The organism is Pseudomonas sp. SbOxS1, assembly GCF_013416725.1.
Taxonomy (GTDB): Bacteria; Pseudomonadota; Gammaproteobacteria; order Pseudomonadales; family Pseudomonadaceae; genus Aquipseudomonas.
In genome coordinates this window covers 244,195-256,133 of sequence record NZ_JAAVXC010000015.1, presented here as the reverse complement: position 1 = coordinate 256,133, position 11,939 = coordinate 244,195, and the positions used below count along the sequence as shown (strand labels likewise).

Below are 11,939 nucleotides of genomic sequence, written 5' to 3'. Positions count from 1 at the left end.
GATGCGGTCGATTCTGGGAGTTTCAAGCGTCGAGGCGTTGATGCAGGTCAGGCAAGTCTAGCGTTCAAGCCAGATCAGGGAGGCAAAGCGGCCAGTGCGCGACGCACGGCGATAAGAGAAGAAGCGCGGATCGGTCACAGTACAGAAACCGCCACCGTAGACAGCCGTTACACCACGAGCAGCCAGGCGCAAACGCGCCAGCGTATAGATGTCGGCCATGAACTTGCCGGCGTTTTGACTTGGCACGAATGCCTGGGCGGCTTCGGGCAGTTGCTCGACGAAGGTTTCGCGCACTTCCGGGCCGACTTCAAACGCTTGCGGGCCAATCGCCGGGCCAAGCCAGACCATCACATCGGCAGGTGGCACGGCCAGGCTGTCGAGGGTGGCTTCCAGCACACCCGCCGCCAACCCGCGCCAACCGGCATGGGCCGCTGCAACGCGAGTGCCGGCACGGTCGCAAAACAGCGCGGGCAGGCAATCGGCGGTCATTGCCGCGCAGGCGATGCCGGGGGTCGCCGTCCAGCTGGCATCGGCAGTCACCACCCGGCTCGGGTCCGCATCCGCCACGACAATGCCGTGGACCTGCTGCAGCCAGGCCGGCTGAATGGAGAAGTATTCGGTAAGGCGACGGCGGTTTTCGGCAACAGCTTCAGGGCTGTCGTCAACGTGATCGCCAAGATTGAGGCTGTCGAACGGCGCCACACTGACGCCGCCCGCACGGGTGGTGACACAGGCTTTGACCCCGGCCGGCGCGGGCCAGTCAGGAATCAGCCAGTCACTCATCCAACAAACGCCTCGCGGTCTTGCTTGAGCAGGGTCAGCAACCAGACGAAATCTTCCGGCAGCGGCGACTCCCAGCTCATGCGAACACCGGTCGTCGGGTGATCCAGCTCCAGGAACCGCGCATGCAGCGCCTGGCGCGGGAAGTTCTTCAGCGACTCGACCATGGTCGGGTTGGCTGCCGGCGGAATCCGGAAACGACCGCCATAGGCAGGGTCTCCGACCAACGGGAAGTTGATGTGCGCCATGTGCACGCGAATCTGGTGCGTACGACCGGTTTCGAGCTTCACCCGCACGTGGGTGTGGGAGCGGAAACGCTCGAGCACGCGGTAATGGCTGACGGCCTGCTTGCCACCTTCCATCACGGCCATGCGCTGGCGTTGTTGGCCATGACGACCGATGGGCGCGTTGATCTTGCCGCCCGCCGTCACCACGCCGATCACGATGCACTCGTAGATCCGGCTAACGCTGCGGCTCTGCAACTGTGTCACCAGCTGCGTCTGCGCCTGGATGGTCTTGGCCACCACCATCAGGCCGGTGGTGTCCTTGTCCAGGCGATGCACGATCCCGGCGCGGGGCACATTGATGATGTCCGGCACGTGGTGCAGCAAGGCGTTGAGCAAGGTGCCATCAGCGTGGCCAGCAGCCGGGTGGACCACCAGGCCCGCAGGCTTGTTGATCACCAGGATGTCGTCGTCTTCATAGACGATGTCCAGGGCGATGTCTTGAGCGACCCATTCGCCCTGAGCTTCCTGCTCGGCAGTGAGTTCAAGAATGGCGCCACCGTGAACGATGTCTCGCGGGCGGACAACCGCCCCATCCACAGTCAGGCGGCCGTCTTTGATCCAGGCGGAAAGGCGCGAGCGCGAGTGCTCAGCGAATAGTTGTGCGGCGACTTGATCGAGGCGTTGGCCGCCCAATTCGGACGGCACCTCTGCGCGAAGTTCAATTTTATCGGACATGCTCGGACTGGGCGTCGGCACAGCCTTTGGTTTCGGCTGCGCGCTTGTGGTTAAATACGGCGTCTTTTGCCCCGAGGCTATTCAACGGGGCGCTCATCATAACAGGACGGCCTCGCCCAAGACAGCGGCCGTCATAGGGACGCAAGCCGCCATGCAAGTGAAACACCTGCTGCTGATCGCCATCCTCGCATTGACCGCTGCTTGCTCTTCGAAGGAAGTCGTAGACGAAAACCTGAGCGAAGTCGAGTTGTACCAACAGGCTCAAGCCGATCTGGACAATAATAGCTACACCAGCGCCACTGCCAAGCTGAAGGCTCTGGAATCGCGCTATCCGTTCGGCCGTTATGCCGATCAGGCTCAACTGGAACTGATCTACGCCAACTATAAGAACGCCGAACCGGAAGCTGCCAAGGCGGCTGCCGAGCGCTTCATCCGCTTGCACCCACAGCACCCGAACGTCGATTACGCCTACTACCTCAAGGGCCTGACTTCTTTCGACCAGGACGTTGGCCTGCTCTCGCGTTTCCTGCCGCTGGACATGACCAAGCGTGACCCGGGCGCCGCGCGCGACTCCTACAACGAGTTCGCCCAGCTGACCAGCCGCTTCCCCAACAGCCGTTACGCGCCGGACGCCAAGCAGCGCATGATCTACCTGCGCAACCTGCTGGCAGCCTACGAAATCCACGTGGCCGACTACTACCTGACCCGCCAGGCCTACGTGGCCGCCGCGAACCGTGGCCGTTACGTGGTGGAAAACTTCCAGGAAACCCCTGCTGTCGGCGACGGCCTGGCAGTGATGACCGAGTCCTACCAGCGCCTGCACCTGGACGACCTGGCGGCCACCAGCCTCGAAACCCTGAAGCTCAACTACCCGAACCACCCAAGCCTGGTGGACGGTCAGTTCGTGCCATCGGTTGCCGAAGCCGACAACCGTTCGTGGCTGAGCAAGGCCACCTTGGGCCTGATCGAATCCCGTCCGCCGCTGCCACCGGGAGAAACCCGCGCCAACCAGGACGTGCAGAAGCAATTCCAGGACGCCAAGGACGCGATTCCGAACGAGCTCAAGCCTAAAGACAGCAGCGGCGACGTGATCGAAGAAGAGAACCACGAGGCAGAGGGCAACAACGAAGACCGCTCGTGGTTCAGCTACATGACCTTCGGCGTATTCGACTGATACGACCGGCGGTACAGGAAGGGAGACTCTCGAGTCTCCCTTTTTTATTGCGCCGTTTTTATCCAGCGCGAATACGCTGTGCGCCCGTCATGTCCTTGGCTAAACTGGCGATTCATCCGTCATAAAGCAGCTCACCATGCTTCGTTTATTATTCTGGATCGCAGTGATAGCCGCCGCTGTTTGGTTCTGGCGCAAGTTCAAGGGCCAGGCTTCCGCACCCAAGTCCTCCCCCGAACTGGAAGCGGCGCCCATGGTGCGCTGCGCCCATTGCGGCGTGCACCTGCCCCGCGACCGCGCCCTGAGACTTCAACAACAGTGGTATTGCAGCCAGGCTCACCTTGAGCAAGGCCCCGGCAAAAGTGATCGCTGAGACGTCCAGTCCCGGCGACAAACAGTCCCAGCGACTGCTGCGTCTCTATCACCTCTACCGTTTAAGCATCGGCCTCATTCTGGTGCTGCTGATTTCCAGCGACATGGACAACCGGTTGCTGACGTCCGCCAATGCCGACCTGCTGCGCGGCGGCAGCTGGTTGTACCTGGTGCTGAACATCCTGCTGGTGGTCTTCTTCGGGAACACCCGCCGCCCCGCGCAATTGTTCAGCCTGGCATTGGTCGACGTCCTGTTGCTTTGCGGGTTGTTCTACGCTGGCGGCGGTGTGGCCAGCGCCATTGGCAACTTGCTGATCGTTTCGGTGGCCATCAGCAATACCTTGTTGCGAAAACGCATCGGCCTGTTGATTGCCGCCATCAGCGCCCTTGGCATCCTGGGTTCGAGCTTCCTGCTGAATGTCAGCCATCAGGCCAGTCCCAACGATTATTTGCAGGTCGGTACCCTTGGCCTCCTGTGTTTTGCCGCCGCGCTGCTGGTGCAAGGCCTGGTCCGGCGACTGGAGGTCAGCGAAACCCTGGCGGAACAGAAAGCCAGCCAGGTCGTCGGCCTGGAAGCCCTCAATGCACTGATACTGCAACGCATGCGCACGGGCATCCTGGTGCTTGACGACCAATGGCGCGTGCAACTGGCCAATCACAGCGCCTTGTCCCTGCTGGGCTGCGAGCGCCTCGAAGGCCGTCGGATCGACGAACATGCCCCTTCCCTGGTCGAGCGCCTGCAACTGTGGATCAACAACCCGACGTTGCGCCCGCCAAGCCTGAAAATCGCCAGCAGTGGCCTTGAACTGCAGCCGAGCTTCATTGCCCTGGCCCCCAGTCCGCATCACCAGACCCTGGTCTTTCTCGAAGACCTCGCACAGATCACCCAACAGGCTCAGCAACTGAAGCTCGCCGCCCTGGGCCGCCTGACCGCCGGGATCGCCCATGAAATCCGCAATCCGCTGGGCGCCATCAGTCACGCCGCGCAGCTATTACGAGAATCAGAGGAACTGAATGCCGCGGACCGACGTCTGACGCAGATTATTCAAGACCACTCTCAGCGCATGAATCGGGTTATCGAAAACGTCCTGCAACTGTCCCGCCGCCAGCAAACCGTGACCCAACGACTCGACCTGAAGCCCTGGCTCGAACAGTTCGTGGCGGCAACCCGCGAGCAGGCGGGCGAGCAGCAGAAGATCCACCTGCACATTGCTCCCGGCGACTTCAAGACCTTGATGGACCCGAACCAGCTGGAGCAGATTCTCGACAACCTGATTCGCAATGCATGGCGCCATAGCGCCCTGAACCACCACCGGGCGCAGGTCTGGCTTGAGTTGTTCACCGATCCCGACAGCCAGCTACCCGTCCTCGAAATCCTCGACGACGGCCCTGGCGTGGCCCCGGAGCATCAAGCGCAATTGTTCGAGCCCTTCTTCACTACCAGCCACCAGGGCACTGGCCTGGGGCTTTACCTGTCCCGCGAGCTGTGCGAAAGCAACCAGGCCCGCCTGGACTTCAAGCCGCGCCAAGGCGGCGGCTGTTTTCGCATCACCTTTGCCCACGGACGCAAACAGGGTTGAACATGAGCCCACGGCAAAAAGTCCTGATCGTCGACGACGAACCGGACATCCGCGAACTCCTGGAAATCACCCTGGGTCGGATGAAACTCGACACCTACAGCGCCCGCAACGTTGGCGAGGCCCTGGCCCTGCTCCAGCGCGAAACGTTCGACCTGTGCCTGACCGACATGCGCTTGCCGGACGGCAGCGGTCTTGAGCTGGTGCAGCACATCCAGCAACGCTACCCACAAGTGCCGGTGGCCATGATCACGGCCTATGGCAACCTCGACACGGCGATCAATGCGCTGAAGGCCGGTGCGTTCGATTTCCTGACCAAACCGGTGGACCTGACCCGCCTGCGGGAACTGGTGACCAGTGCCTTGCTACTGCCCGCCCCTGGCACCGCCATCGATCGCCGCTTGCTGGGCGACTCGCCGCCCATGCGCTCTCTGCGCAAGCAGATCGACAAACTGGCCCGTAGCCAGGCACCGGTGTACATCAGCGGCGAGTCCGGCAGCGGCAAGGAACTGGTCGCCCGCCTGATTCATGAGCGAGGACCACGGGCCAGCCAGCCCTTTGTGCCGGTCAATTGCGGCGCGATTCCGACGGAGCTAATGGAAAGCGAGTTTTTCGGCCATCGAAAAGGCAGCTTCAGCGGCGCCATCGAGGACAAACCCGGTTTGTTCCAGGCGGCCCACGGCGGCACCCTGTTTCTCGACGAAGTGGCAGACCTGCCCCTGCCCATGCAAGTCAAACTGCTGCGGGCGATCCAGGAGAAAGCGGTACGCAGTGTCGGCGGGCAACAGGAGAAAGTGGTCGATGTGCGCATACTGTGCGCCACTCACAAAGACCTTGGCGCCGAAGTCGCTGCCGAACGCTTTCGCCAGGACCTGTACTACCGCCTGAACGTGATCGAGCTACGGGTTCCAGCTTTGCGCGAACGCCGTGACGACATCGAGCCGCTGGCCAGCCATGTGCTCAAGCGCCTGGCTGCAGACACTGGGCAGCCCGCGGCAAAACTCCACCCCAATGCCCTCGACGCCCTGAAAAGCTACCGTTTCCCGGGCAATGTGCGGGAGCTGGAGAACATGCTCGAACGGGCGCACACCTTGTGTGAAAACAAGCAGATCGAGGCCAGCGACCTGCGCCTGGCCGAAGGTAACTGTGCCGCCGAAGGGGGCGTGCCGGACCTCACGCAGATCGATAACCTGGAGGCGTACCTGGAAAACGTTGAGCGCCAGCTGCTTCTCCAGGCGCTGGAAGAGACCCGCTGGAACCGCACGGCGGCGGCTCAGCGGTTGAATCTGTCGTTCAGGTCGATGCGCTACAGGCTGAAGAAACTCGGTCTGGATTGAGGGCCCCTTCGCGGGCAAGCCTCGCTCCTACAGAGTTTGCGTCGACTCAAATATGCGGATCGACTAAATCCGCCCGGCCGGCGCATACGGTGCCGGATCAATGATCGGCGTCCTGCCCAACATCACATCAGCGAACAGCTGACACGAGGCCGGCGCCAGAACCAACCCGTTACGGTAGTGCCCGCAATTGAGCCACAGACCGTCAAACCCCGGCACCCGACCAATGTAGGGAATGCCCTCCGGCGAACCTGGCCGCAACCCGGCCCAATGCCCCACCACCTCGGCGTCAGCCAACGCCGGAATCAGCTCCACGGCCGAAGCCTTGAGGCTTTCGAGGGCCGATTCAGTCGGCGTCTTGTCGTAGCCTTCATGCTCCAGGGTGCTGCCAATCAGGATGTGCCCATCGCGCCGAGGAATCGCATAACGCCCTTTGGCCAGCACCATGCTCGGCAGGAAATCCGCCGCGCACTTGTAGAGGATCATCTGCCCTTTCACCGGCTCGACCGGCAACTCAAGGCCCAGGCTCCTGAGTAAATCGCCGCTCCAGGCGCCAGCGGTCAGGACCACTTGATCGCCATGGATCGCGCCCGTGGAGGTCTGCACACCAACTACTTTTTCGTCTTGCCGAATAAACCCGCTGACTTCGCATTGCTCATGAATCGTCACGTTCCCCAGCGCCTGCAATGCCGCCTTGAGCGATTTCACCAGCCGCGGGTTGCGCACGTTGGCCACGTCGGCCATGTAGATCGCGCGGGAAAAACCGCCACCGAGCACCGGCACCGCATCGTGGGCCGCCGAGATATCCACAGCCCGCAGTGGACGCCCCTCGCGCGCGGCCCAGGCCAGCGCTTCGGCTTCATCGTCCAGGTCCAGCCAGTACAAGCCTGTGGTATGCACCTCGGGATCGATCCCGGTAGCAGCGAACAAACGCTCGCCCAGCTGTGGATAAAAATCCTGGGACCAATGCGCCAGCGCGGTAACAGCGGGGCTGTAGCGCCATGGATAGAGCGGGGAAACGATGCCGCCGCCCGCCCAGGACGACTCCTGGCCGACGCTCGATCGATCCAGCAGCACCACACTCTGCACCTGGGACGCGAGATTGAATGCCGTCAGCAGGCCGATTACCCCACCACCGACGATCACCACTTGCTGTTGCCTGGTCATGTTCAGATCCAACCGTTAAATAGACAGTGGCGCAAAGAACGCCCGAAAAGGAAACTCAGCGACCCCAGCAATCCTTGGTGGTCAGGCCGGCCGCAGCATTGACCATGCTTCTGACACCGGTGTTGGTAAGAGTGAAATCACCACACTTGTCAGTGGCCATGGCGGTACCGCCCTTGCGTGTTGCCCTCAGCAGGAACGCCTGGTCGGTCAGGGTCGGCGTGATGCTGTAGTAGTCGTTGCCAGCGCTGAGGCCGGTGGCGTTGGTGTAGACGCTGGACTTCGAATAGTGGCGTTCGAGGATCTGCGCCTGTTCTGAGAGCAGACCGGCCACGTCGGTGCGGCGCCCCTTATTGAGATATTCGGTAAAGCTCGGCATAGCGATGGTCATGACGATCCCGATGATCGCAATCACGATCATGATTTCGATCAGGGTAAAACCGCGGTTGGATCTGTGCATGCCTCAACTCTCGCTTACTGTATTTGTCGCCACATGATGCGACGGCTCCCGCCGCCGCCGGATTTTTCCACCAGCGTGGAGATACCGCCACTGGAATCGTTCACGATTTTTCGCGTCGCGCCATTGACGATGGCGTTCAAGGTCGGAATCCCGCCGATAAAGACCACGCCGCTGGACAGCGTGTCGGTGCTGTCGACCACTGCGTCGCCGTTGGTGTCGAGCACCGCGTAATTGAGCATCTTACCGCTGAAAGCATCGAGTTCGACCAGTTTGCCGGTACCAAAGCTGGCGCAAGGGTCCGTGGTATCCACGCTGGCCGTGGTGAAGACGATCCGTCCGAGCACCAGGCTGGCCTGGTTGATCACCCGCTCACCGGTCAGAGCGCTGTTATACCGCAATGGCAAGTACCAACCCTTTTGCGCCGGGTAGGTCACCTCGTCCTGGCTGGTGGTGATCACCTGCCCCGAACTTCCCGACGACACCCCGGTCACCGCCTGAGCCTGCAGACTGGAGGTGGTGATCTGCCCGGAGCCCCCGATCGCATCCCACACCGCGTAGAACGCCTGCAGGTCCTTGTTGGTCTTGTCCGCCGTCTCGTTGAGTTTCCCGGTGCCAAAAAACACCATCTTGCCACCCAGGGCATTATCCGCCAGCAACGGCTGCGAGGTGATCGGCTGGGTAGCGCCACCGGCGGTGGTAAACAGTGGTTTGCCGGCAAAGGCCAGGCCCCAGGTGTCCGGGGTGGTGCCACTGAGGTCAAACTTCCAGAGCCGTCCCTTGAGGTCGCCGCCATAGGCCGCCTGCACCACATTCTGCGAATTCACCTTGAGTTTCACCGAAGACAGGCCGTTAGTGGTTTCGCGGCTCTCGATCACGATTTTCCTGATCAGGCTGCCGTCACGAATGTCCACCACATATAACGCTGCCACCCCGGAGTGACTGCCATAACCGTTGGCAATGAACGCCGCCCATCGTCCGTCCGCCAAGCGTGCCACCTCCGGCCGGGCGTAGGCATAACCCAGATCATTGAAAGCGTTCGCCGCACTGGCAGCGGCCGGTGCGCTGATCTCCCACAAGGCCCTGGTGACATTCCCCGCCGACGCGTCGAACAGCTGCAGCGCATAGAAGGTTTTCCCGCCCGCCCCCGTTCCGCCCAGTGCGAGGGTTTTCCAGGCACTGTTCAACTGAGCATCGAACACGCCCACCTGGCCATCCACCAGAAACTTGTGGCTGACGCCGTTGATGTAGGCGGTATCGGCGATATTACGCAAAGACGGCAGCACGCTGGAGGGCATGTAGGCGTAGCGTCGGGCACCGTTGCCGGCATTGATGACGCTGGCGAACCCGTCGTTGGCGTTGACCACCAGACTGGCATTCATATTGGCCGCCTTGGTGGCCAGGTAAGTGCTGTAGCCGGTGTCCCCCGACCAGTCCGAGGCGGTTTTATCCGAAGGTGCCGCCAGGACCAGCGGTGAGTTGACGATATCGCCCAGCAACACGCTGCGCGCTTTCAGGCCGGCCTTGTGGGTGCCCTTACTCCACTCCACCAGATCGCTGCCCGTAATACCGCTGGGCAAGCCCTGGTTGAGAACGGCTTGCTGGGCCGCGGAAAAGTTGGCGAAGGCCAGTGTCACGGCGCTGTGGGTCTGGTTGTTCCAGGATTGATAGGTCGGTGCCTTGGCGCCCGGCACGATGGCGGTGTCGGTGGACCACAGCACCGATGCGGTATCGACCGCGCCACTGGCGGTGAAACCGTAGGCGTTGATCGTGCCGCGCCAGTCCTTGGGGTCGTAACGGGTCTGGAAATAGCGAGTGCCACTGGCGACACCACTGCCGCCGGAGCCGGCGGCGCACAACAAGGGCGAATCCGAAGGCGTGAAGGCAAAGGCGGGAGCTGCCAGGAACAAGGTGCAAAAGACCCCGTTCAACAATTTCCACAGCGGCGCGCACCTTTCAATACTTCGCATAAATGCTCTCCACCACACTGCGCGAACTGCCCGCAACGCCCACGGCGGTTACCCGGTACAAGGTGGCCGAGGTGTTGCTCGGCACGTTCACCGCCGCCAGGGTGGTGCCTATGTTCTGCACGCCATAGAAGCCGCTGCCGGACGCGATCCAGGTCACCCCCGAGGTGGAATTGAATCCGGCCGCCTTGAGGGTCACCGATTCGGCAGGCGGTGCACACCGAATCGTGCCGCTGCACACTGGCAACGAATAACTGTCGAGCTGCACCGCGCTTTCACCCACGCGTAACACCGCTTCGGCAGCCTGGAACGACTGGTTGCGCAAGCTCAGGCTACCGGCCATTTTTTCCTGCAGCGTGGCGTTTTGCATCGATGAGATGCCGATCAGCGTCAGCAGCAGCAGGAACACCAGGCTGACCAGCAGCGCCATGCCGCGCTGGGAACCAGGTGATAGCCCGCCCTTCATGGCAGTCGGTTGCGCAGGGCGGCAACCACGTTGAAGGTTTGGTCGCTTACCCGCTTGTTCGGGTCGGTGAGGGTCAGGCTCAGGCGTACGCTACGGATGCGCGCTGGGTCCGCCGGGTTGCTGCTGTAACTGGAAGCCGCCGTATCGGAAGCCGAGCTGGCGAGGCCGAAGCTGACGTTGAAGGCACTGACGTTATCCACCAGCACTTGCTCAAGCGGCTTTCCCCTGCCGACACCCAGCATCAACTGATCGTTCTTCAAGCTGTAGATCAAGCGCCGGATGGGGAATGCCTGTTGCCCCGTGGCAGGTGCGCGCCAGTCGGTATAAGCCGTCGCGCTGCTTCGACAATCGGAAACCACCGTCCAGGCTGGCTTCCCGCCATTGCTGCCGAAGTCCGCCGTCACCAGGGTCAACCTGAGACCTGCGTTGTCCCAACTGATCGGCGTTATCTGGCTGGCCGAGAAGTCACCCGCCTTGCTGGAATCGGTGATCGTCTCCAGACAGCCAAACATGCCGACCATGCGGATTTCCTGGATCATCTTGCTCAGCACGAAGCGCGCGTCCTCCTGCATGGCCGCGGCGGCATTCTGACTGATGTAGGTGTTTTTCGCGGCGATGAACACCTGCACCCCACCCAGTACCACGACCAGGCTCAACGCCAGGGCGATCAGCAACTCGATCAGGCCGAAGCCGCGATGGTAGCGGTTCATGGATTGGCCACCGGGTCGACGGTCGCGCGGCTGGCGAGGACGAAACTGCGCCGTGAGTTGGGGCTGTTGGCAGCCCGCGAGTCGTCCCAGGTGATGGTGATGGTGTACACCCGCTGGCTCAGGGAGATGCTGCCGGTTGCCGTGGCGCCACCGAAATTGACGATGTTCTGGGTGAAATCGTAGAGGTCCTGGTCCCGGGCGACGTTGAGGTTGCCCGAGGTCGGCGGTGTAACCGTGTAATCGGCGGCCGCATTGGCGCGAATGCGATCCAGCATGTCGTAGGCGATAAAACTGGCCTGGCTGGTCATGCGCGCACTGTCGGTGTATTTCAAGGCATTCAATTGAACGGCGGCCGCACCCAACAGCGCCACGCCCAGAATCAGCAACGCCACCAGGACCTCGATCAACGTCATGCCCTCCTGGGCACCCTTGCTCCATGACCTCATCCGCAACTTCCACCCAGTAGAATTCGTCCGCTCAAACACACACTCAGCGTCCTGCTTTGCGTTCCGAGCACATAGCTGATCACCACTGCCGTCGAGGATGACGACAGCCCGCCCAGATGATTGAAATCGATGGCCGTCACTCCCGAGGTTAGCGTCAGAGTCGCACCGCTGCTCATCGCTGGAACAACCCGCAATACATTGGCCGGAGTGCCAGTACCCTCATAGACCGACAACTCCCCTGTCCACATGCCCCCACCCACCGTAGGTCGAACCCGGAGGGTCATGCCGCGATCGATGGCTTCCAGTCGGGCGTAATTGAGGCCACGTAGCAGATCCCCCATCTCGGTGTCGGCCCTGGTGCCTTGTGTCGAACGGATAAATGCCGGGACCGCCAGGGTGATCAGGACCAGGAAGACCGCCAGCGCCATCAACAACTCGATCAGCGTGAAACCTTTTGTACGATGATCCATCGTTGCCCTCTGCTGCCGTCGGCTATACCTGCTTACACACGCCAGGACGTTCCAGGGAGGAAA

Annotated in this window: 13 protein-coding genes; 4 read left to right on the top strand and 9 right to left on the bottom strand. The window is 61.8% G+C overall.

The features are described 5' to 3' along the window. Positions 1-57 precede the first annotated feature (57 nt). Both pgeF and rluD read right to left on the bottom strand, forming a co-directional pair. The gene (pgeF, locus tag HFK74_RS17690) at positions 58-783 is read right to left on the bottom strand and encodes a peptidoglycan editing factor PgeF (RefSeq protein WP_180204563.1); all 726 of its coding nucleotides are present in this window, start codon (positions 781-783) and stop codon (positions 58-60) included. Further along, the gene (gene rluD / locus HFK74_RS17685) at positions 780-1,742 is read right to left on the bottom strand and encodes a 23S rRNA pseudouridine(1911/1915/1917) synthase RluD (protein WP_008058321.1); all 963 of its coding nucleotides are present in this window, start codon (positions 1,740-1,742) and stop codon (positions 780-782) included. The genes pgeF and rluD overlap by 4 nt, the downstream gene beginning before the upstream one ends. Before the next feature lie 151 nt (positions 1,743-1,893). On the opposite strand from rluD, the gene HFK74_RS17680 reads away from it, so the two are divergent. The 4 genes from HFK74_RS17680 (at position 1,894) to HFK74_RS17665 (ending at position 6,199) form a co-directional block, all read left to right on the top strand. Then, positions 1,894-2,916: an outer membrane protein assembly factor BamD gene (locus HFK74_RS17680; protein ID WP_180204562.1), complete on the top strand. Its 1,023-nt coding sequence runs from the start codon at positions 1,894-1,896 to the stop codon at positions 2,914-2,916. A 136-nt stretch (positions 2,917-3,052) separates the two neighbouring features. Continuing rightward, on the top strand, positions 3,053-3,286 hold the full coding sequence (locus HFK74_RS17675) for a PP0621 family protein (RefSeq protein ID WP_180204561.1): 234 nt from the start codon (positions 3,053-3,055) through the stop codon (positions 3,284-3,286). After that, the gene (locus HFK74_RS17670; RefSeq protein WP_180204560.1) at positions 3,276-4,865 is read left to right on the top strand and encodes an ATP-binding protein; all 1,590 of its coding nucleotides are present in this window, start codon (positions 3,276-3,278) and stop codon (positions 4,863-4,865) included. The genes HFK74_RS17675 and HFK74_RS17670 overlap by 11 nt, the downstream gene beginning before the upstream one ends. A gap of 2 nt (positions 4,866-4,867) precedes the next feature. Continuing rightward, complete coding sequence (locus HFK74_RS17665) at positions 4,868-6,199, top strand: sigma-54 dependent transcriptional regulator (RefSeq protein WP_180204559.1); 1,332 nt, start codon at positions 4,868-4,870, stop codon at positions 6,197-6,199. Between the two features lie 63 nt (positions 6,200-6,262). On the opposite strand, the gene thiO is transcribed toward HFK74_RS17665, so the two are convergent. Genes thiO through HFK74_RS17630 form a run of 7 tightly spaced genes read right to left on the bottom strand, consistent with a single transcriptional unit; the run spans position 6,263 to position 11,876 of the window. Continuing rightward, the gene (thiO, locus tag HFK74_RS17660; RefSeq protein WP_180204558.1) at positions 6,263-7,363 is read right to left on the bottom strand and encodes a glycine oxidase ThiO; all 1,101 of its coding nucleotides are present in this window, start codon (positions 7,361-7,363) and stop codon (positions 6,263-6,265) included. 55 nt (positions 7,364-7,418) lie between these two features. Further along, positions 7,419-7,820: a type IV pilin protein gene (locus tag HFK74_RS17655; RefSeq protein WP_180204557.1), complete on the bottom strand. Its 402-nt coding sequence runs from the start codon at positions 7,818-7,820 to the stop codon at positions 7,419-7,421. Between the two features lie 14 nt (positions 7,821-7,834). Beyond that, entirely contained in the window at positions 7,835-9,787 is a 1,953-nt protein-coding gene (locus tag HFK74_RS17650) for a pilus assembly protein (protein WP_180204556.1), read from the bottom strand. Next, complete coding sequence (locus HFK74_RS17645; RefSeq protein ID WP_180204555.1) at positions 9,774-10,250, bottom strand: PilX N-terminal domain-containing pilus assembly protein; 477 nt, start codon at positions 10,248-10,250, stop codon at positions 9,774-9,776. Before HFK74_RS17645 ends, HFK74_RS17650 begins: the two co-directional genes overlap by 14 nt. Beyond that, on the bottom strand, positions 10,247-10,960 hold the full coding sequence (locus HFK74_RS17640) for a prepilin-type N-terminal cleavage/methylation domain-containing protein (protein ID WP_180204554.1): 714 nt from the start codon (positions 10,958-10,960) through the stop codon (positions 10,247-10,249). Before HFK74_RS17640 ends, HFK74_RS17645 begins: the two co-directional genes overlap by 4 nt. Further along, positions 10,957-11,406, bottom strand: a complete 450-nt coding sequence (gene pilV / locus HFK74_RS17635) for a type IV pilus modification protein PilV (RefSeq protein ID WP_180204553.1) — start codon at positions 11,404-11,406, stop codon at positions 10,957-10,959. Before pilV ends, HFK74_RS17640 begins: the two co-directional genes overlap by 4 nt. Continuing rightward, a complete protein-coding gene (locus HFK74_RS17630) occupies positions 11,403-11,876 on the bottom strand; it encodes a GspH/FimT family pseudopilin (RefSeq protein WP_180204552.1) in 474 nt (157 codons plus the stop codon). Before HFK74_RS17630 ends, pilV begins: the two co-directional genes overlap by 4 nt. Between the last annotated feature and the right edge of the window lie 63 nt (positions 11,877-11,939).

Coding starts and splice junctions, on each gene's coding strand:
- pgeF (WP_180204563.1), bottom strand. CDS start 783: ATGAGTGACTGGCTGATTCCTGACTGGCCCGCGCCGGCCGGGGTCAAA.
- rluD (WP_008058321.1), bottom strand. CDS start 1,742: ATGTCCGATAAAATTGAACTTCGCGCAGAGGTGCCGTCCGAATTGGGC.
- HFK74_RS17680 (WP_180204562.1), top strand. CDS start 1,894: ATGCAAGTGAAACACCTGCTGCTGATCGCCATCCTCGCATTGACCGCT.
- HFK74_RS17675 (WP_180204561.1), top strand. CDS start 3,053: ATGCTTCGTTTATTATTCTGGATCGCAGTGATAGCCGCCGCTGTTTGG.
- HFK74_RS17665 (WP_180204559.1), top strand. CDS start 4,868: ATGAGCCCACGGCAAAAAGTCCTGATCGTCGACGACGAACCGGACATC.
- thiO (WP_180204558.1), bottom strand. CDS start 7,363: ATGACCAGGCAACAGCAAGTGGTGATCGTCGGTGGTGGGGTAATCGGC.
- HFK74_RS17655 (WP_180204557.1), bottom strand. CDS start 7,820: ATGCACAGATCCAACCGCGGTTTTACCCTGATCGAAATCATGATCGTG.
- HFK74_RS17650 (WP_180204556.1), bottom strand. CDS start 9,787: ATGCGAAGTATTGAAAGGTGCGCGCCGCTGTGGAAATTGTTGAACGGG.
- HFK74_RS17645 (WP_180204555.1), bottom strand. CDS start 10,250: ATGAAGGGCGGGCTATCACCTGGTTCCCAGCGCGGCATGGCGCTGCTG.
- HFK74_RS17640 (WP_180204554.1), bottom strand. CDS start 10,960: ATGAACCGCTACCATCGCGGCTTCGGCCTGATCGAGTTGCTGATCGCC.
- pilV (WP_180204553.1), bottom strand. CDS start 11,406: ATGAGGTCATGGAGCAAGGGTGCCCAGGAGGGCATGACGTTGATCGAG.
- HFK74_RS17630 (WP_180204552.1), bottom strand. CDS start 11,876: ATGGATCATCGTACAAAAGGTTTCACGCTGATCGAGTTGTTGATGGCG.